The sequence below is a fragment of the Streptomyces sp. NPDC043853 genome, assembly GCF_056436025.1.
In genome coordinates, this window is sequence record NZ_JBWKDJ010000016.1 from 76,664 (window position 1) to 94,559 (window position 17,896).

A 17,896-nucleotide genomic window follows, 5' to 3' on the forward strand; every position below is an offset into this window, starting at 1 on the left:
GTGACGGACCGTGGTGTGCGTGGGCCGTGGCCGGGCGGTCATGGCCTCCGACGGGGCCGAACCGGGTGATCACGGCCGCCGCGGCAGCGGCCGGCGCCGCGATGCGCTTGCGCATGTGTCCTCCTGAGGGCACGACCCATGTGGCTTCACTGTGCGTTCCGGTGACCCGGCGCGTCTTTGGCAGGGAGCGCAGGGAATGCGGGGGCGGCCGGACGGAGGCGGGCGGTGGAGCGGAGTTCGCTCGGGGTGATGCCGTACGCCCTGCGGAAGGCCCTGCTGAGGTCGGCCGGGTGACGGAAGCCCCACCGCAGGGCGGTCTCGCCGATCGTGCGGTGGTGTAGTGCAGGGTCGGCGAGATCGGCACGGCAGCGTTCCAGACGGCGTCGACGGATCGTGCCCGCCACGGTTCCCGGTTCGGTCCGAAAGATCAGGTGTAGGGCGCGCACGGAGATGTGGTGGTGGGAGGCGATGGCGCCTGGGGACAGGTTCGGGTCGCCCAGGTGGAGGTCGATGTAGGCGTTGATCCGCTCCAGCAGAGTCGCCCGGGGCGGAGCCGCCGGGCGGACGAGAGTGGTCGTCATCGGTGTCGTCGTCGTCGGTGTCGGCGTCATGTGAGTGGTGCTCCGCGTGATGTCTGCCGGCGGTCGGGTCGGTTGCCGGGCAGCGGTGGGAGGGGCCCGCAGGGGCCTGGTCCGACACCGTCGCTCCGGTGGCCCTTCCGAGTCTTCGGCGGTGGGAGGTTGTTGCGCTGCCCTGGTCAGGCGGTGAAACAAACCGGCTCGGGGCGGAGCAGGGCAGTCCGCGGGTGACCGTCCCGGCGGTCGGTCACCTCTGCCGGATGTCGCCGATGCCGATGCCCTCGCCGCATGCGCCCGAAGACTTCGGCCTCACTCATCCAGGGCTGTTGAGCCGGCGGAGCGCGAGGAGACCGCCGATGCCGGGAAGCAGAGCAGTCGCCTTGATGGTGGTGGTGGCCGCTCCGAGTCGCCAGGCGGCGGCGACGACGAAGAGGTAGGCGCAGCCGTGAGCGGGTCCCATGAGGGAGGCGACGGGCTTGAGGTGGGCGGTGGCCAGGTTGGCCAGCAGGATGATCAGTGAGGCGAGTTCGAGATGCGCGGCGATGCGCAGGTGACGGAGGTCCACGGTCATGCTCCGGTGGTGGAGCCGGGACGGATGATCATGAGGACGGTGACCGTGGTCCAGAGCAGGTTGAAGACGCCCGTGAGCATGGCCAGCCTGCCGGCCGCCCGGGTGGTGAGGACGGTGGCTGAGTCCTGCAGCGCGACGATCGCACCGTTTTGGGCGGGCAGGAGCAGCATGGCCAGGACGGCGGCGGCCGCGGCGGTCAGCAGGATCGAGGTGATCAGCCAGCCGCTGCCCAGAACGCCGAGGCTGCCGGCCGTGGCGAGGCCGAGCACGGGTACGGCGATACCGATGCCCGCATAGACGCGGCAGATCCGGTGCAGGAGCAGCAGCGTCGTGAGCGCGTCCCGGTCGCCGGGGGCGCGGTGGGCGCGGCGCAGGGCCGGGGGGAACATGCTTGCGGCGACGGTGACCGGTCCGATGGCCAGGACGGCGGCCAGGACGTGCAGGCACAGGAGGAGCTTCGTCATGGTCACTGCTCGTCACCGGCCTGGGGGGTGCGGCGTTCGCCGGTGACCTCGGCGGCGGGAAGGCGTCCGGCCGTGGACGTTCCCGTGAGGATGTCGCCGTCGACCGTGACGGCGAAGGCCAGGTTCAGCCGCACGGGCTTGGTGATGGCCTGCTTCCAAGTGAGCTGGTTGCCGTCGAGGACGATATCGGTGAGGGGTACTTCCTCGCCGGCACCGTGGGCGGTTCCGGCCAGGGCGCCGTCCTCGCGCCGGAACTCGGCGACGGCGTCGATCTTTCCGATGGGTGTGGTGAGGGACAGGTACCAGGTGCCTTCGACGGACATGCTGCTCTTCTCTTCCTGTGGGGTCGTGCGTGTTGGTCGTGCAGATTGGTCGTGCGTGTGGCCGTGCGGAACAGGGGTCAGAAGCGGGTGGGCTCCGGGCCGGTGTTCCGCCAGACCGTGCCGCGGCGCTCGTGGGCGAACAGTTCCTCGACGGCGTGGGCGATCCGGGGGCCCACCTCGCGCTCGAGCAGGTACAGGCTCACGTCGAGTCCGGACGTGACGCCGGCGCCGGTGACGAGGTCGCAGTCGTCGACGATCCGGGCACCGACCGCCCGGACGCCGGTGGCGTCCAACAGGTCCAGGCCCATGTGGTGGGTGGTGGCGTGACGGCCCTCCAGCAGGCCGGCCATCGCGAGGACGAGGGTGCCGCCGCACACGGCGCTCATGGTCACCGCGGGGTTGTCCATCCCGGCCTTGAGCAGCGTGGGCAGCCCGGTGGTCAGGGTGCGGCCCAGCAGGACGGGAATGAACTCGTCCTGGCGCCACGGTCCCTGCTCCCCGGCGTCGTGGGCGGGAACCCCGCCCGGCTCTCCGATGCGGCCCGAGGCTCCGGGGACCAGGATCAGGCCGGGACGGGCGGGTTCGAGGAAGGCGGTGGCGCGCAGCGCAAGACCTCCGGTGCCGCTGACCACCTCACCCGGTCCTTCGGCGCAGACCAGCTCCACACTGACGGCGCCCGCTGAGGCCGTGCCGCCGGCGTACAGCACCTCGTAGGGGGCGATGACGTCGAGCGGGTCGAAGCCGTCGAACAAGACGATCTGGGCGTGCATGAGAAGGGTCCTTCGAACGGGGGGTGCCCGTGCCGGGCACGGCCCCGAACGTAATCGGCTCTCGGCCCCTCTCCCAGTGGCGTGAGTGACAGGTACCAACGGAATAGTGACAGCACTGGTCGGATGCCGCTGATCTGCTCCGACATGGATCGTTCGGCTCCCTGGCGCGGGATCTACCCTCCGTCGGCCCTGTACGATCCGGCCATGCACACCGTCGCCGTCCTCGCGCTGGACAAGGTGATCCCGTTCGACCTCTCCACCCCGATCGAGGTCTTCACCCGCACCCGCCTGCCCGACGGGCGCCCGGGCTACCGGGTCCGCGTGTGCGCCGAGCGGCCGGAGATCGACACCGGGGCCTTCACCCTGCGCGCACCCTGGGACCTCGACGGACTCACCGGTGCGGACACGATCATCGTGCCCGGTACCGCCACACCCACCGCCCCGCTCCCCCCTGCCGTCCGCAGCGCACTGCGCGCGGCCGCCGACGACGGCACGCGCATCGCCTCCATCTGCGTGGGCACCTTCCCGCTCGCCGCCACCGGCCTGCTCGACGGGCTGCGCGCCACCACCCACTGGACCGCCGCCGCCCTCCTGGCCGCCACTCACCCGGACATCGAGGTCGACCCGGACGTCCTGTACGTCGACAACGGGCAGATCCTCACCTCGGCCGGCGCGGCGGCGGGCCTTGACCTGTGCCTGCACCTGATCCGCCGCGACTACGGCTCGGCCGTCGCCGCCGACGCCGCGCGCCTGTCCGTCATGCCCCTCGAACGCGAAGGCGGACAAGCACAGTTCATCGTCCACGACTACACGCCCACCCCCCAGGGCGCGGCCCTCGAACCCCTGCTCACCTGGCTCCAGGACAACCTCGCCCGCGACCTCGCCCTCTCCGACATCGCCGCCCGGGCAGGAGTCAGCACCCGTACCCTGATCCGCCGCTTCAAGGACCAGACCGGCAGCACCCCGCTCCAATGGCTGCACCGCGCACGCATCCGCCAGGCCCAGCACCTTTTGGAGACCACGCAGCACCCGGTCGAGCGCATCGCCGTCCAAGTCGGCTTCGGCTCGCCCACCACCTTCCGCGACCGCTTCAAGCGAGCCACCAGCGTCAGCCCTCACACCTACCGGCGCACCTTCAGCTGACGAAGGAAGACGCCGCCGCCGGCGGCCATGGGACGGTGGTGGCACGGGTTGGCGCCGTCGCGCTTCCCCGGGGCCGGACGACTTCTGCACGATCTTCATCCCGTGGCAACCGGATGCTCGCCCACGAACCCCGCAGGCGAGCATCCGGCGTGCCGAACGGCAGCCCGGTCAGTCGGTGTGCAGAGTCAGGCCGTAGCGCCAGAGGATCTCGTTGACCGGCTGGAACCACGTCTCGCCCCCCGACCAGCAGTCGCCCCAGCCCCCCGAGGTCACGCCCTGGGCCTGGTCGCCGGTGATGAACGAGCCGCCGGAGTCGCCGCCTTCCGCGCACACGTTCGTTCTGACCATCTCGTGCACGGCGCCCTGGGCGTAGTGCACGGTCTCGTCGCGACCCAGGATCGTGCCGCAGTGCCAGTGGGTCGTGGACCCCGACCTGCAGACCGACGTGCCGACCGGCGCCTCCCAGGATCCGCGCACCAGCCGGTCCGGAATCTGGCCCCAGCCCAGCACCACGGGGACGGTCCACCAGCCGTAGCCGGTGCTCACCCAGGCGTAGTCGTCACCGGGGAACGAAGAGCCCTGGAACCAGCCCATGTCGGAACCGTCCCAGCCCCGCACGAAGCTTCCCGGCCCACCGCAGTGACCGGCCGTGACGAACCCGCCGTAGACCGCGAAGCCGATGGAGCAGCGTACGTTGCCGGTGTAATACGGGTCACCGCCGACGACTCCGGCGGCGTAGGTGGCCGGGGTCCCGTCCACGGCCTCGACCTGCACGGGGCCGGCCCGCCGGGCCCGGCCGACGAACGCCCTGACCGCCTTGTCGCCGCTCCGGGCGGTGACCACGCGGACGACGACCCGGTTGACCCGGGGATCGACGCCCCAGCCGGCCACACCGGCCGGTGCCTGCTGGCTGCCGATGTCCCGCGCGGCGGCTTCGAGCCGCGCGGCGGTGTGGCTGACGACACGGGCTGCCGCGCCGGTCGCCCTCACGGCATCGGCCTTCTGACGGCTGGTCACGGCGACGGTGAGCTTCCCGCTGTCCGCGTCGAACCAGGTTCCGGCGTACGTGTCGCCGGCCGCGCGTTCGGCCTCGCCCTGTACGGCGGCGGCCTCCTTCTCCTGGGCGAGGCGCCGCCGGGCCTGCTCTTCGGTCAGGCCCAGGTCTCTCTGCATGGCACTGATCAGGCCGGGAGAGACGGGTTCGGGGTTCGGTCCGGCGGCCGCGGCCGGTACTGCGGATAAGGCCGTGGCGGAGGGGGTGAGGGCGGTACCGCCCCAGAGGCCGAGTACGAGCACTGCGGCGAGGGCGGTGGAGAGAGCTGCTCTTGCGCTGGTCCTGTCGCGTCTCACGTCGGTGGACCCTTCGTTCGTTCCAGCAGTGGGGGAGTGCGGGGTGGAACAGGGTGCTGAGAGCGCTCTCATGAGAGTAGGGGCGGCCCGGGCAGCCGCCCAGTACGCGGACAGAATTTTCAAGGGCTCGTTCTCACGCCCCCAGCCGGCGCCCTCCGCCGCCTACGCCTCTGGGCAGGGCGAAGAGGCGGATCAGGGAGCCGGCGACGCGGACGTCGAGCGACAGGGCCTCGTCTGTGAGAGACATCGGTGGAGTTGAGCGCGCAGTTCCCGGTCGCCGAGGAACGGCAACCGGGCCCTGCCCGGCGCTGTGCGGGCCAGGCGTGGCAACCGCGGAGGCGGGCGGAGGCGTCAGGGACTGTGAGACCCAACGTGAAGGAGTGAATTTTGCTCGGCAATCCCCCGCCGAATCCACGCGTCACCGCCGCCTTCGAAATCCCCGTACCTGCCTACAATCCTGGCTCTCGACGGTGGGCGGTCCTTCGGCACTCACTGTCCATTTCCATTACGACTGCAGTCATCGTCATGGCCTTCATGGTCCTCACCCTTCCGATTGCGGCAGTCTTTTTCGTTGACGGAGATTTCATCGCCCGCGATTTCGCCGAGGCAGTTCTGGTTGTCGCCGGCGTGGGGTTTGCCGCAAGTGTTCTTGTTTTTCCTGTGGCCTTCGGATTTGAGCGGTTGGTCATGCGTGGCGGCCGCGCATGGAAGGTGCTGGCGGTGTCTGCACCTGTAGCCTCTCCGGTCGCGGCTGCGCTGTTTTTTGTCTCACTGCTCAAAATTCAGCCATCGGCCGTCGTCGCTGATGCTTTCGGTGTTGCGATCCTGTTCTTCATGAGCTTCTCCGTCTATTGGTCGTCGCTGTGGTCGTTGAGTGCTGTTCGCTACGGAGCTTGGCGCCTTACCCAACGCATGAGCCGAGGTCGGCGGTTCGGCTGAGACTCCGCGACGGCGCCATCGCCAAGCCCGTGCTGCTCCGTCCGGGGTCCGGCCCGCGCGGCTGCCCGCTTTGAGCGCCGCCGGACACCGTCGCGGACCCGCCCGCGCAGACGTGTTGACGCCGAAATGGCGAGCCTGAGCTGACTCTACGTCACATCAGAGAATTGCAGGGGAGTTGGCCGAGTGATATGCGGGCGCGCGCCCCCGGCGCGCAACCTCTCGCGCCGCCCGCACGCTCGCCAGAAGGAGCGGTGGAGGCCCCCGAAAACACGGATCGGACCGCAATCGCCCGATCGGTGTCACCTTTCCTCCGCACGGAGTAGAAGCCCTTGTCGCGCGGGGTGCGAGCATGCGTCCCTATGTCCTGCCGCAGGCCCCGGACCGCGCTTTCGCTCTGCGGCCCGCCGCGGCGCGAAAGGACGCGTGCATGGGTGTCATCCAGGACCGGGCCATGGCCCGGCTCGCCGACCCGCTCTTACTCGGCGCGCTGCTCGAACCCCGGGCGCGGTTCCTGGTCGAGCGGACCCACGAGCTGGAGTACGAGCGGATCGACTCGGTGGCGGCGCTGAGGGTCCGCGGGGTCGCGGCCCAGTGGCCGCTCTTCCCGCTGGACTCCCGCCGGGGCAACTGGATGCAGGTGCTGCCGGGCCCGACCCGGTCCGACTTCTGCTGGGAGGGCGAGACGGCCGAGCCCGTGTGGATCGACGTCCTCGCCGAGCTGGAGGTCGACGTCGTCGTCGAGACCGACCCCGGCGGCCTCGACTCCCTCGTGGTCAAGGCCGTCGACGAGTACGCCACCCTGGACGAGTTCCGCGACCAGTTCCGCTTCCTGGACCTGGACGCGTTCATGCGCAGCCACGGCCTCGTCACCGTGGAGGACCTGCGCGAGTCCGGCGAGTACCTCCGTACCGAGGTGAGGCTGCGCCGGCCACCCGTCTTCGACCCGGAGAGTCCCGTCAACCGGCGGACCGTCGCCGTGGACGCCGCCGTGGTCGTCGGGGCCTCCGACGACGTCGCGGGGGCGGTACGGGCGGCCCGCCTGGTGGCCGCCGCGGCACGCGACCGTCAGCTGGCGCCCGGGCCCTTCGGGGTGCGCGTCGCGCCGTACGCACTCGTGGCAGCGTTCCCCGCCCCCGTACCGCAGCCGCCGCCCGCCGAACCGGGGCTCACCCAGGCGCAGATCGTGGCTCTGCTGGAGGGCGCGGGCATCGCGGCGGTGTTCCTGACCTGACACGACCGCCGTCACCCGCAGCGCCGCCCGGCCCCCGCCCGGACCCCTGGCCCCCGCCCGGACCCCCCGGGGCCGATCGGCGGGCCCCCGAAGACCGTCCCCGTTCCGGAAGGAAGCAGGTCCCATGCCCGACACTCCCGTCCGCTACGTCCGCGTCAAGACCGAGGGAGTCCCCTTCGCCCCCGCCGTCCGCGCCTACGGGAACATCGCCATCATCGGCGTGGCGACACCGCCGGCGCCCAACCCGCCCCCGGACTTCCTCCCGCCGAACACCCCCCGGCTGTTCACCGACGTCAACGAGGCCCGCAGGATCGCCACCGGCCCCCTCGGCGACGCCATCGCCACGGCCCTCGTGCAGGAGCCGGGTCCCAGCGAGGTCTGGGGCGTTCGGCTCGCCCAGTCCAACGCCCACGACGATGCGTTCACCAAGGTGGGCCCGCTCAACGTGCAGCTGGTCGTCGTCGCCGACACCGACCTGGCCCTCACCACCCCGACGGGCGGCCAGCCGACGCCCACCGCGGCGATCGTGAAGCTGGCCGAGCACGTCTCCGCCCCCGCGGCCGACGGCATGGAGCGCATCGGCGTCGCGATGCTCGCCAAGGGCGCCGCCGACCCCGCCGTGGTGACCGGCAGCCTCGTCACGGAGCGGATGGTCTACGTGGCGCACAAGAGCGACGAGGACGTCGCCGCGGCCGTCGCCGGCACCATCGCGGGGTACGAACCGCACGTCTCCCTTCTCCTGAAGAAGGTCAAGGTGCGTTCCGACCCGTTCTCCGCCCAGGACCTCATCAAGCTGAACGGCTCCGAGGGCGCGAACACCGGCGGACCCCTCGGCAAGGGCGTCAACTGGCTGGTCGACCCGCCGCTCATCCCCGGTGCGGGCATCTACCTCGGCGAGGGCTACACCGGCGACCCCGGCGGCAAGAAGTACATCGACATCGTCCGCACCATCGACGACGTCACCTTCCGCCTCAAGGCCCGGCTCATCGGCACCATCGGCAACCTGCGGATCAGCCGCTCGGGCCTGCGCGGACTCGTCGCCGAGATGGAGACCGTCCTCGAACCCCTGCGCAGGGCCGAGGTCATCGAGGAGTACGAGATCGTCGTGCCCATCCTCGCCCTGCTCGACAAGCCGCAGCGCACCCCGGTCGAGGAGGCCCTCGTCCAGGCCGCGCAGACCGACCGCGCCGCCGAGGCCATGGTGCGGGTCGACTACGCGGGAGCGATCCACCGCATCAACATCACGCTCAAGTTCGACTGACTCGACTCTCGACCAAGGAGCCGTCCCCATGTCCGACTGGAACACCCGGCTGGAAGTGAAACTCGCCGGCCGGACGATCTCGCCGATCACCACCTTCTCCCCGTCGTTCAACGTGCCGCACACGGTGATCCACAGCCTGGAGGCGGACGGCGTCGGCTATGTGCGCCAGCCCTTCACCTTCACCTTCACCCTCACCATCCCCGCCATCGCGTCCGCGGTCGCCGACCTCACCGAACTCGCGGTCAACGGAGGTGAGTTCGCCATCGCGGTCGCCGAGAAGAAGGGCACCGACTGGGCGTTCTCCTCGCTCAAGTTCAGCCGTTGCGTGGTCAGCGCAGCCCAGCCCAGCAACATCACCGTGGATGGCGTCCCCCAGGCCACGTTCACCTGCATGGCCCTCAACGTCGGCGTGGAGGACTGACCATGACGCCCGAAGACGAGCCGGCGCTGCAGGCGCCGGACCGACCCGGCGACCGGGTGGAGCGCACCGGCATCGCCCTCGTCCATGAGGGCGAGTACATCGTGCCCGCCCCCGGGAGCGAGGCCGTGGTGTCCCGCCGGACCGACGCCGGCCAGGTCGTCCACTACCACTTCCCCGTGGAGGTGGAGGTGGTCGGCGCCCTCCAGGACCACCATGTCCGGCGGATCGCCGCCCACGTCTTCGAGGAACTCGACCGTGAACTGGGCAGCCGGGGGTAGCCCGTGGCGGACAAGGTGCTCGTCGGCACGATTCCCCTGCTGTACGTGCAGAGCGTCACCATGACCGAGGGGTACCGGGTGGAGCGGATCCTCGGCAGCAGGTTCTCCCAGGCCACCCAGCCGTCGACCAAGACCCTGACCATCGAGGCGGTACTGCTCGGCCCGGACCGGTTCGCGACGAAGAAGGCCCTGGAGGTGCTCGCGCTCACCTCGCGGGCGCTGCTCGCCGCCGCGGGCCCGACCCTGGCCGCCACCGGCATCCCCGTCGTGTGCGGGCTCACGCTCAGCCTCGACATGCAGATCACCGACCTGCGCTTCGCGCAGAGCGTGCAGAAACGGGATGCCTTCGACCTGTCCATGACGCTCCAGTACGTGCCCCGCTCCAGCCTGAGCGCGCTGGTCGGTGAGGCCGCCGACCTGGCGCTCGCCGCCGGCAGCGCCGGCGTCCCCTCCGTACCCGCACCCGGAGCCGTACCCCGCTCACCCGGCCCGCCGCTCCTCTGAGCCGGGCCACCCCCGAACCCCGGGCCACCCCCGAACCCCGGCCCCCGAACCCCGGGCCCCGGGACCGCCCCCCGAACCCCGAGCGCGCCGCCCCCGCAAGAGAAGCCGCCCTGCCCCGAGAGGAGGCCCGATGCAGGCGAGTCTGCCTGTCGACGCCGACGAAGGCTTTCCGCAGTCTTTCCGGCTGCGCTTCGGCGAGCGCGTCTACCGGATCGAGCTGTACGTCAACGCCGCCGAGGAGACGGTGGCCACGGGCGGAGTGCTCGACCTGCTCGGCGGCGGCCCGTTCCTCGTGATCACCGTGGCCCGCGAGGAGCCCGGCGGACTCGTCCCCCTGCTGCGCCGCAAGGCCGTCCGCGACCTGCCCTGCACGGCCGGCGAGCTCCGGCTCGTCTTCCGGGAGGCCCTCGTGGACGTCCGCAACCTCAACGGCACCGGCAGCTACGGCTCGAAGGTCCTCGCGGGGGTGTCCGCCCGATGAGCTTCGCCATCCGCTACAGCCTCACCCTCGCGGAGGAGGGGACCCCCGGCGGGCCCGCGGGCCTCCTCGCCCAGGTCGCCGCGGCGACGGGCCCCCTCGCGGGCCTCACCGGTCTCACCAGCCTGCCGCTGAACGTCTCCAACGACGTCTTCGGCGGCTCCCTCGTCCTCGACGCCGACATCACCGTCACCATGGTCGAAGGCGCCGTCGCGAGCACCTTCGAGGTGGTCCTGGTCAACCTGCCGGGCGAGACCGTCAAGGCGCTGCGCGACGCCCTCACCCGCCGGCCGCTCGCCGCGACCGTCCGGCTCGGCTACTTCGACGACCCCGGCGCCGGCCGCCGGCCCGTCATGGCGGGCCGCGTCGTCAAACTGGCCTCCTGGGTCGCCGAGGACGGCCTCAGCAGGGTCCGGCTCACCGGCCAGGACGCCGGCGGCTACGCCCTGCGCATGACCTCCGCCGGTGTCCACCGCGCCGAGACCGCCGACGCCCTGGAGTTCGCCGAGAAGGTCGTCAACGCCGCCGGGCTCTTCCTCGCCGAGGGCTCCGCGCTGGAGACGCCGCTCACGGACCACACCGTGCGCAACCCCACCGCGCTCGGCGCGCTGCGCGAGCTCGCCGACACCGCCCGCGCCCCCGTCGTCATCCGCGACCGGAGCGTCCTCATCGGCCCCGCCGTCGGCACCGACGACCCCGCCCCCGTCGCCTTCGACCCGGACACCAACCTCGTCTCGTACGGCGACGCGCAGGGCGAGGAGACCCTCGTGGTGGCCCCCGGCGAGGAGCGCCCGCCGACCCGGAACTCGTTGAACGTGGTCGTCCTCGGCCACCCCGACCTGCGGGTCGGCCAGGTCGTCACCCTCCGCGGCCTCGACGACGCCCCCGCCGGACCGCTGCGCGTCAACCGGCTCACGCACCGCTTCGGCGTGCGCACCGGCTACGTGTGCGAGGTGCAGCTCGTCGCCGCGGCCGCCGGGGAGTTCGTCGAGGCCGTCGACGGGGTCCGGGCCTTCGCCGACCGCGTGGACGCCGGCGCCGAGCGCGCCCTGCTCGCCCGCCCCTCCGTCGACGTCGGCGAGGTCAGCGGCTACCGGCCCGCCGGCCACCAGGTCTCCCTCAGCTACGGCCAGTCCCCGCCGCCCTCCATGAGCATGCCCAGCGTCACCGGACCGATCGGCGACGACGTCCTGCTCGACAAACCCGTCGCCGCGCCCTTCGCATTCGGCCCCTGCGGGCTCATGACCCCCGTCTACCCCGGCATGCGCGCCCTGCTCGCCCACAACCGCAATCTCGTCAACGACGCCGCCGTCGTCGGCTACCTCTGGCCCCGCACCCCCGGCGCCCGGGCCCCCGCGCCCGAACCCGGCGACTACTGGCTCGCCCTGCCCACCGGCACCGGCTCCGACGGACAGCCCACCGGACCCGGCGTCAACGACCTCACCGACGCCAGGGGCGGCCGGATCGTCCAGGCCCGCGGCCTGCACATCCTCGTCGGCACGCCGAAGCTCCCGCAGGTCGGCACCCGCCCCACGCCGCCCGACGACGACTCGATCACCATCGAGCACCACACCGGCACCACCATCGAGATCGACCCCGCCGGTGCCGTCACCGTCCGCACGAAGGGAAGCGGGATCAAGCTGACCAACGGGACCGTGAGCCTGTCCCTCGACGGCGCCTCGGTACAGGTGACGTGATGCCCGCAGTCCTCACCACCGCCTCCGTCCTCACCTGCGCCCACGGCGCCACCGTCCTCACCACCGCCTCGCAGAGCGCGCTGACCGTGGCCGGCGCCCCCGCCCTGCTCGTCACCGACCTGCTCACCGCGACCGTCCCCGGCTGCCCCAACGTCGACGCCGCCCACGGGCAGGCGCCCTGCGTGCGGATCACCGCGGTCAGCGAGGGCGCCAGCCGCCTGCTCACGGTCAGCGGCACACCCGTCGCCCTCGCCACCGCGAAGGGCACCACCCAGGCCACCCCCGTCCTCCCCGTCGCCTGGCAGGTCACGGACGCGGGCCAGAACCTGCTCCGTACGGACTGAGGAGCCGCCAGCCCATGCCACCCCCCGCACCGCTCGAACCCCTCGGCCACAGCCTGCTCCTGGACGACGGCGACCTCGTCGTCCGCGGCACCGGCCTCGCCGACGTACGCGGCCTCGCCAACCTCGTCCAGGCACTGACCCTGCGCCTGCTCACCCCGTACGGCAGCGACCCCTGCGACCACCGCTACGGGCTCAGCGCCGGACAGGCCTTCACCCACCCCGGCGGCACCCGCGTCCTCAAGGACCTGCTGCGCCTGGAGATCGTCCGCACCCTGGCCGCCGACCCCCGGGTGCGGGAGGTCGCCGACGTCGCCTTCACCGAGGACCCCGCCGTCCGGGTCCTGACCGTCCGGGTCCTCGTCGAGGCCCTCGACGGCCGGACCACCGGCCTGACCGCCGAAGTGGAGGTGTGAACCATGACGTACGGCGTGACCCCCGACGGCTTCGTCCTCAAGACCCTCGACGTGATCCTCGCCGAGAGCAAGGCCCGCACCAGGGCCGCCCTCGGCGCCGATGTCGACCTGTCGCCCACCAGCCCCCTCGGCAAGATCCTTGAAGTGGTCGCCCAGGAGGACGCCGAACTGTGGAAGCGGATGGAAGCCCTCTACTACGGGCAGTTCACCGCCACCGCCGACGGCGCCGCCCTCGAACTGCTCGGCGACGACGCGGGACTCGCCCGCAACGCCCCCCGCCGCGCCGGAGCCGTCGCGCTCACCCTCACCGGCGGCGTCCCCGGCCGGACCTACGTTCTGCCCGAGGCGACCGTCCTGCTCGGCGACGGCGACCCCGCCCGGGCCTTCGCCACCACCGCCCCCGTCGAACTTACCGCCGCCGCCCCCGCCCGCACCGCACGCGTCCTCGCCGTCGACCCCGGGGACGCGCCGGTCGCCGCCGGAACCGTCGACGACGTCCACCCGGCCCACCGCGCCCAGTACCTCGCCGACTGGCCGCCCGCCGCCCTCGTCGTCACCAACCCCGCGCCCTTCGACGAGCTGATCCCCGAGGACGACGACGCCTACCGCGCCCGGATCATCGCCCTCCCGCGCGCCCTGTGGACCGTGGAGAGCGTCCGGCAGGCCGCCCTGGGCGTGTCCGACGTCCTCGACGCCCGCGTCACCGACCCGCTCGGCGGCATCGACGTCTCCCAGGCCTACTTCGGCGGCTTCGACTTCGGCGGGCGCACCTTCAGCGACGAACGCCGGGTCGGCGAGCCCTACTTCGCCGAGGTCGCCGTAGCCCACCGTGGCCTTCGGCCCTGGCGCACCCTCCCCGCGCCCGGCTCCGTGACCGGGGTGTACGAGCTGGTCGAGAAGGCCGTGGACCGGGTCCGCCCCATCGGCGTGCACCTGAACATCGTCGAGGCCGACCACATCGACGTCGCCGTCCGCGCCGAGATCGTCCTCGCCCCCGGCTTCGACGGCCCCACCGTCGTCGGCCGCATCCGGGCCCGCCTCGCCGCCGACCTCGGCCGGCTCCGGCTCGGCGACGACGTGCTCTACGCCCGGGTGATGTGCGCCGTCGCCGAACAGCCCGGCGTCGACGACGTCCGCAGGCTCCATCTGCGGCGCTGCCCGCCCGCCTTCGGCCGCTTCGGCTTCGGCAGCGTGCCCTACCAGCTCGGCACCGTCGAGGCCGCGATCGGCGAGTCCCTGGCGATGGGCCCCACCGAGATGGCCATCTTCGCCACCGACGCGGCCCTCAGCAGCATCGAGGTGGTCGGCCGATGAGCACCCGGACCGCGCGGGCCACCGTGCCGGAGCCGACCCGACTCGCCGCCGCCGACATGGCCGCACGGCTCACCGCGCCCTTCGCCCGGGGCGCCGACCGGCTGCCGCTCGTCGTGCGGGGCACGGCCATCGCCCCGTACGACTTCCAGCTGCACACCGACCGGTTCGGCGTCACGCCCCAGCCGCTCTACGTCCTCCAGGCCCGCCGGGACGCCCCCGCCACCACCGTCACCTTCGGCGTACGCGGCGGCACCACGCTCACCGTGCCGCTGCCCGACGGGCTGGCCGCCGGTACCTCCGTCCCGCTGCCCGCCGGCACCGGCATCCTCACGGGCATCCAGTCCGGCCTCGCCGGCGGCCAGGAGGACTGGTGGCAGCTCACCGCCCTGCTCGGCACCATGGGCCGGCTGCTGTGGGCCGTCGGCTGGGAACGCGACCACCTGCGCCGCCAGCTCGCCCGGACCGTCGCCCAGCGCTCCCTGCCCCAGGCCCACGGCGCCCACCTCGACCGGCACGGCGCCGGCCTCGACGTCCTCCGCGCCCCCGGCGAGAGCGACGACGCCTACCGCCGCCGCCTCACCGTCGCCCGCCGCTGGACCCTGCCCACCCCGGCCGGGCTCACCGCCGCGCTCAACGACGCCGTCGGCCCGATCGACGGCGTCGCCGACCCGCTCGTCCTCGACGACACCAACGCCGAACTGCGCCGCGGCCTGCTGCCGTTGCGGGTCGTGCCCTCCGCCCTGCTGCCCGGACAGAGCATCGACGTGCTCGGAACCATGGGCACCCTGGGCACCGACCTGCGCCGGCCTCCCGTCGAGGAGGTCTTCCACCCCGACTTCCTCGTCCTCCTGTCCCCCTTCGCCGTCGAACCCGCACCCCTCCCGGGCGCGCCCGACCCCATCCGTGTCCAGCCCGTCGTCGCCGCCGCGATCGGACAGCTGAACCTCTTCACCTCGAAGTCCCGTGTGCACTGGGGGTACGACCCGAGCGCCCCCGACGCCCGCGCCACCGGCCGCGCGGTGCTCCTCAGCCACGCCACCGTCCCCTCGCAACGCCTCGCCGCCCTCGCCCACTGGGCCGGCTTCGACCTCGTCACCCATCGCGCCGACGGGCTCGTCTACGCCGAGTGCGCCCCCGGCGAACTCCTCGGCATGGACACCGCGGGCGGCACCGTCCCCGTGGACGGCACGATCACCCTCGCCGCCCGGCCCGTCCTGCTGCCCCCAGGCTCCCTCGTCCGCTGGTACGTGGTGCCGTGCGGCGCGGGCCGCGGCGAGCTCGTCGGACCGGCCGAAGGCGCCTCCGTCGTCTTCCGGGGCAAGGCCGCGGGACGGGTCGTCGTCACCGCCGAACTCCGCCTCGGCTCCCTCACGCTGTCCGCCACCCGCGAACTGACCGTCCACCCCGTGACCGTCGCCGACGGCACCGCGATCGGCGCCGACGGCACCCTGAACCCGGCCCCGCCGCCCGCCACCCTCCCGGGCGAGGCCCTCCACCCCGCCTTCCTCGTACGGCACGACGACCCCGCCCACGCCGAGTACGGAACGGACGCGGAGAACCACCGGATGCGGCGGGAGGTCGCCGAACACCTCGACCGGCTCATCGCCCTCGTGCCTCCGGCGACCACGGGCAAGCTCGCCGTACGCCGCGACCTCGGCGCGGCGGCGGGCAGTCTCGCCAAGGACGGCCGGGAACTGCGCCTCACCCACCCCGGCCTCGCCGCGGGCCCGCTCGGCGCGCTCGCCCACCGGGCCGGCTTCACCTACGTCCGCGTCGCCGGGGCAGTCGTGACGGTCGCCCAGGAGGACCAGGACCCGGTCAGGGTCACCGCGCCCGGGCTCTACATCGGCTGCCTGGAGACCGGCACCACCGTGCCCCTGACCGTGACCCCCGCGCCCACCGGGATCGGCACCGCCGGAGTGCTCGCCTGGTCCACCGGCGACGGCGCCGCGCAGCTCGTGACCACGGCGCCGGGCGAGATGTCCGTACGGGGCTTGCGCCCGGGCCCCGCCTGGGTCCAGGCCGCCTACCGCATCGGCGACAAGCCCGGCGCCTACCAGTTCACGGTGCGGCTGCGCCCCGAACTCACCGGCCACACCCTGCCGCCCGCCACCCGGGACCTGATCCTCAACCTCCTCGCCGACCTGCGCCCGCTGGGCGTCGAGGTCGTCACCCGCCCCCTGACCGGAGGGAATCCGTGACCGACATCAGCTTCAGCCCCACCTTCAAACACGTGGCATGGGTGGACAACCGCGACCGCGTGGCGGCGAGCGGGCAGAACGGGTTCAACGTGCGCTTCGACGCGATCCAGAAGGACCTGGAGGGTCTGTCGAGGGTGGTGGGTCAGATCGATGCGGGGCTCAAGGCGGTGGGGCAGCGGCCGACGGTGAAGCGACTGCTGTCGCTGCCACCGGCGTTCGTCCCCGTGCAGAACAAGACACCGTGGCTGCTCGACTCGAACGGCGTGGCGCTCCGGGCGAGCGCGACCGACACGGACCTCGGCGGCCTCCTGGCCGTTGCCCCACCCGACGGCGTCCAGCTGCTCACCCTTCGGGCCACCGGCACGAACGCCGGCAACGGCACCCTGAAGGTCACCCTCTACCGCAGCTCGCTCACCGTCACCGGCCCGCCTGAGCAGATCGCCCAGGTGCAGTGCTCCGGTGGCCCCTTCGGTGAGCCGCAGCCGGTTCAGCCCGACAAGGCCCGGGTCGACATGTCCCGCTTCCACTACTTCGTCGAAGCCGGTCTGGTCGACGCCACTCCTGGGGGCAGCGTCTTCATCACCAGCGTCCAGCTCTCCTACAACGTCGACTGAACGGAGTCCCCATGCCCGGAAACCTCTACATCCCCGTGGAAGACGCGGACGACGGGACACAGCGCCCTTATCCCACCAACACGCCCACACCGCCATGGGCCGGGAAGAACGTGCGGGTCCTTTGCAATGGGCAGGAGGGCACCAAGGCATACGCCAAACACGACAACACCATCGTGGTCCGTGTGAAGAACAAAGGCCTCCAGGCCATGCAGAACGTCACGGCCCAGGCATGGGTGTTCGACCCCGGAATCGGGATCGGGCGTCCAGGGCAAGCGGTCCACAGGTGCGATACCGACCAGACCGTTCAGGACATCGCGGCGGGCGGCGTGGCCACCTTCTTCATGAAGAAGCCCTGGAACCCCAAGACCGAGGAACTCGGTGGGGCGTCCGAGAAACACTTCTGCCTCATGGCCAACGTCTACCAGAAGGGAGGTGAGGGTCAGGAGTTGGCGTACACGGACCCGAACGCCGTGCTCGACGTCGACAACAACCAGCATCACGGCCAGTGCAACATCATGCTGTTGCCCGCCGAGCAGGCGCCGCCCGGCAGTGGGGGCACCAACTCCAAGGTGCCCACGACGACGTATCCGCCGCGGGGCGGGAACCCCGAGTACATGATCCGCGCCGAACACGTCGCGACGAAGCCCGAGGAGAGCCAGCTCTCCCTCCTCAGGAGCCATCCCGGCGTCGTACCGGGCGGGGGATCGGTTCCCGGGGGCCTCAGCCTGATGACCTCCAAGGGACCCGTCCCCATCACCCTCGGCACCGAGACTCCTGGCTTCGACCTGCGGTCCGAGCTCATTCCCGGACTCGACACGCCCTTCCGCTTCGCCGAGGACCGGCCCGACAAGATCCCCACCGACATCGAGGTCCGCCTCCCCGAAGGCGCCCCGATCGGCAGCCTGCACATCTTCGACCTCGGTCTCTGGACCGACCGGGGCGACCTGGTCGGCGCAGGGCTGCGCGTCATGATCCTGGTCACCGAGTAGCCGCGGCCGCATC

The 17,896-nt window shown here is 72.2% G+C and carries 21 protein-coding genes; 15 read left to right on the top strand and 6 right to left on the bottom strand.

Annotated elements, in window-relative coordinates; all coding sequences use genetic code 11:
- Positions 1-146 precede the first annotated feature (146 nt).
- The 5 genes from AC067U_RS31605 to AC067U_RS31625 form a co-directional block, all read right to left on the bottom strand.
- Entirely contained in the window at positions 147-581 is a 435-nt protein-coding gene (locus AC067U_RS31605) for a helix-turn-helix domain-containing protein (protein ID WP_478833248.1), read from the bottom strand.
- Positions 582-891: 310 nt separating this feature from the next.
- Positions 892-1,149: a DUF3817 domain-containing protein gene (locus AC067U_RS31610; RefSeq protein ID WP_478833249.1), complete on the bottom strand. Its 258-nt coding sequence runs from the start codon at positions 1,147-1,149 to the stop codon at positions 892-894.
- The gene (locus tag AC067U_RS31615) at positions 1,146-1,613 is read right to left on the bottom strand and encodes a hypothetical protein (RefSeq protein ID WP_478833250.1); all 468 of its coding nucleotides are present in this window, start codon (positions 1,611-1,613) and stop codon (positions 1,146-1,148) included. Before AC067U_RS31615 ends, AC067U_RS31610 begins: the two co-directional genes overlap by 4 nt.
- 2 nt (positions 1,614-1,615) lie before the next feature.
- Complete coding sequence (locus AC067U_RS31620; protein WP_478833251.1) at positions 1,616-1,936, bottom strand: hypothetical protein; 321 nt, start codon at positions 1,934-1,936, stop codon at positions 1,616-1,618.
- A gap of 77 nt (positions 1,937-2,013) precedes the next feature.
- Positions 2,014-2,706, bottom strand: coding sequence for a DJ-1/PfpI family protein (locus tag AC067U_RS31625; protein ID WP_478833252.1), 693 nt, complete (start codon positions 2,704-2,706; stop codon positions 2,014-2,016).
- 204 nt (positions 2,707-2,910) lie between these two features.
- Between AC067U_RS31625 and AC067U_RS31630 the strand changes: the two genes are divergently transcribed.
- Positions 2,911-3,849 (top strand): GlxA family transcriptional regulator, encoded by a 939-nt coding sequence (locus AC067U_RS31630; RefSeq protein ID WP_478833253.1) that lies wholly within the window; start codon positions 2,911-2,913, stop codon positions 3,847-3,849.
- A gap of 168 nt (positions 3,850-4,017) precedes the next feature.
- Here AC067U_RS31630 and AC067U_RS31635 read toward each other — a convergent pair whose 3' ends face one another.
- Positions 4,018-5,199 (bottom strand): alpha-lytic protease prodomain-containing protein, encoded by a 1,182-nt coding sequence (locus AC067U_RS31635; RefSeq protein ID WP_478833254.1) that lies wholly within the window; start codon positions 5,197-5,199, stop codon positions 4,018-4,020.
- A gap of 525 nt (positions 5,200-5,724) precedes the next feature.
- Between AC067U_RS31635 and AC067U_RS31640 the strand changes: the two genes are divergently transcribed.
- From AC067U_RS31640 to AC067U_RS31705, 14 genes are all read left to right on the top strand, one after another.
- On the top strand, positions 5,725-6,138 hold the full coding sequence (locus AC067U_RS31640) for a hypothetical protein (RefSeq protein ID WP_478833255.1): 414 nt from the start codon (positions 5,725-5,727) through the stop codon (positions 6,136-6,138).
- Between the two features lie 427 nt (positions 6,139-6,565).
- The gene (locus tag AC067U_RS31645) at positions 6,566-7,369 is read left to right on the top strand and encodes a hypothetical protein (RefSeq protein ID WP_478833256.1); all 804 of its coding nucleotides are present in this window, start codon (positions 6,566-6,568) and stop codon (positions 7,367-7,369) included.
- Between the two features lie 124 nt (positions 7,370-7,493).
- Positions 7,494-8,630 carry a hypothetical protein gene (locus AC067U_RS31650; protein WP_478833257.1) on the top strand — a complete coding sequence of 379 codons (1,137 nt, stop codon included), beginning with the start codon at positions 7,494-7,496 and terminating at the stop codon, positions 8,628-8,630.
- Between the two features lie 28 nt (positions 8,631-8,658).
- Complete coding sequence (locus tag AC067U_RS31655) at positions 8,659-9,051, top strand: hypothetical protein (RefSeq protein ID WP_351660624.1); 393 nt, start codon at positions 8,659-8,661, stop codon at positions 9,049-9,051.
- Between the two features lie 2 nt (positions 9,052-9,053).
- Complete coding sequence (locus AC067U_RS31660; RefSeq protein ID WP_478833258.1) at positions 9,054-9,329, top strand: hypothetical protein; 276 nt, start codon at positions 9,054-9,056, stop codon at positions 9,327-9,329.
- 3 nt (positions 9,330-9,332) lie between these two features.
- Positions 9,333-9,833 (top strand): hypothetical protein, encoded by a 501-nt coding sequence (locus AC067U_RS31665; RefSeq protein ID WP_478833259.1) that lies wholly within the window; start codon positions 9,333-9,335, stop codon positions 9,831-9,833.
- A gap of 130 nt (positions 9,834-9,963) precedes the next feature.
- Positions 9,964-10,314, top strand: coding sequence for a hypothetical protein (locus AC067U_RS31670; RefSeq protein ID WP_478833260.1), 351 nt, complete (start codon positions 9,964-9,966; stop codon positions 10,312-10,314).
- Positions 10,311-12,008 carry a hypothetical protein gene (locus tag AC067U_RS31675; protein ID WP_478833261.1) on the top strand — a complete coding sequence of 566 codons (1,698 nt, stop codon included), beginning with the start codon at positions 10,311-10,313 and terminating at the stop codon, positions 12,006-12,008. Before AC067U_RS31670 ends, AC067U_RS31675 begins: the two co-directional genes overlap by 4 nt.
- A complete protein-coding gene (locus tag AC067U_RS31680; protein WP_478833262.1) occupies positions 12,008-12,352 on the top strand; it encodes a hypothetical protein in 345 nt (114 codons plus the stop codon). Before AC067U_RS31675 ends, AC067U_RS31680 begins: the two co-directional genes overlap by 1 nt.
- Positions 12,353-12,366: 14 nt before the next feature.
- Positions 12,367-12,765, top strand: a complete 399-nt coding sequence (locus AC067U_RS31685) for a hypothetical protein (protein WP_478833263.1) — start codon at positions 12,367-12,369, stop codon at positions 12,763-12,765.
- A gap of 3 nt (positions 12,766-12,768) precedes the next feature.
- Complete coding sequence (locus AC067U_RS31690; protein ID WP_478833264.1) at positions 12,769-14,079, top strand: baseplate J/gp47 family protein; 1,311 nt, start codon at positions 12,769-12,771, stop codon at positions 14,077-14,079.
- The gene (locus tag AC067U_RS31695) at positions 14,076-16,280 is read left to right on the top strand and encodes a hypothetical protein (RefSeq protein ID WP_478833265.1); all 2,205 of its coding nucleotides are present in this window, start codon (positions 14,076-14,078) and stop codon (positions 16,278-16,280) included. Before AC067U_RS31690 ends, AC067U_RS31695 begins: the two co-directional genes overlap by 4 nt.
- Positions 16,277-16,894, top strand: coding sequence for a hypothetical protein (locus tag AC067U_RS31700; protein WP_478833266.1), 618 nt, complete (start codon positions 16,277-16,279; stop codon positions 16,892-16,894). The genes AC067U_RS31695 and AC067U_RS31700 overlap by 4 nt, the downstream gene beginning before the upstream one ends.
- An 11-nt stretch (positions 16,895-16,905) precedes the next feature.
- Positions 16,906-17,883, top strand: coding sequence for a hypothetical protein (locus AC067U_RS31705; protein ID WP_478833267.1), 978 nt, complete (start codon positions 16,906-16,908; stop codon positions 17,881-17,883).
- Positions 17,884-17,896 lie beyond the last annotated feature (13 nt).

Bases quoted from the DNA above. Each gene is read 5' to 3' on its own strand.
- AC067U_RS31605 (WP_478833248.1), bottom strand. From the start codon at position 581: ATGACGACCACTCTCGTCCGCCCGGCGGCTCCGCCCCGGGCGACTCTG.
- AC067U_RS31610 (WP_478833249.1), bottom strand. From the start codon at position 1,149: ATGACCGTGGACCTCCGTCACCTGCGCATCGCCGCGCATCTCGAACTC.
- AC067U_RS31615 (WP_478833250.1), bottom strand. From the start codon at position 1,613: ATGACGAAGCTCCTCCTGTGCCTGCACGTCCTGGCCGCCGTCCTGGCC.
- AC067U_RS31620 (WP_478833251.1), bottom strand. From the start codon at position 1,936: ATGTCCGTCGAAGGCACCTGGTACCTGTCCCTCACCACACCCATCGGA.
- AC067U_RS31625 (WP_478833252.1), bottom strand. From the start codon at position 2,706: ATGCACGCCCAGATCGTCTTGTTCGACGGCTTCGACCCGCTCGACGTC.
- AC067U_RS31630 (WP_478833253.1), top strand. From the start codon at position 2,911: ATGCACACCGTCGCCGTCCTCGCGCTGGACAAGGTGATCCCGTTCGAC.
- AC067U_RS31640 (WP_478833255.1), top strand. From the start codon at position 5,725: ATGGCCTTCATGGTCCTCACCCTTCCGATTGCGGCAGTCTTTTTCGTT.
- AC067U_RS31645 (WP_478833256.1), top strand. From the start codon at position 6,566: ATGGGTGTCATCCAGGACCGGGCCATGGCCCGGCTCGCCGACCCGCTC.
- AC067U_RS31650 (WP_478833257.1), top strand. From the start codon at position 7,494: ATGCCCGACACTCCCGTCCGCTACGTCCGCGTCAAGACCGAGGGAGTC.
- AC067U_RS31655 (WP_351660624.1), top strand. From the start codon at position 8,659: ATGTCCGACTGGAACACCCGGCTGGAAGTGAAACTCGCCGGCCGGACG.
- AC067U_RS31660 (WP_478833258.1), top strand. From the start codon at position 9,054: ATGACGCCCGAAGACGAGCCGGCGCTGCAGGCGCCGGACCGACCCGGC.
- AC067U_RS31670 (WP_478833260.1), top strand. From the start codon at position 9,964: ATGCAGGCGAGTCTGCCTGTCGACGCCGACGAAGGCTTTCCGCAGTCT.
- AC067U_RS31675 (WP_478833261.1), top strand. From the start codon at position 10,311: ATGAGCTTCGCCATCCGCTACAGCCTCACCCTCGCGGAGGAGGGGACC.
- AC067U_RS31680 (WP_478833262.1), top strand. From the start codon at position 12,008: ATGCCCGCAGTCCTCACCACCGCCTCCGTCCTCACCTGCGCCCACGGC.
- AC067U_RS31685 (WP_478833263.1), top strand. From the start codon at position 12,367: ATGCCACCCCCCGCACCGCTCGAACCCCTCGGCCACAGCCTGCTCCTG.
- AC067U_RS31690 (WP_478833264.1), top strand. From the start codon at position 12,769: ATGACGTACGGCGTGACCCCCGACGGCTTCGTCCTCAAGACCCTCGAC.
- AC067U_RS31695 (WP_478833265.1), top strand. From the start codon at position 14,076: ATGAGCACCCGGACCGCGCGGGCCACCGTGCCGGAGCCGACCCGACTC.
- AC067U_RS31705 (WP_478833267.1), top strand. From the start codon at position 16,906: ATGCCCGGAAACCTCTACATCCCCGTGGAAGACGCGGACGACGGGACA.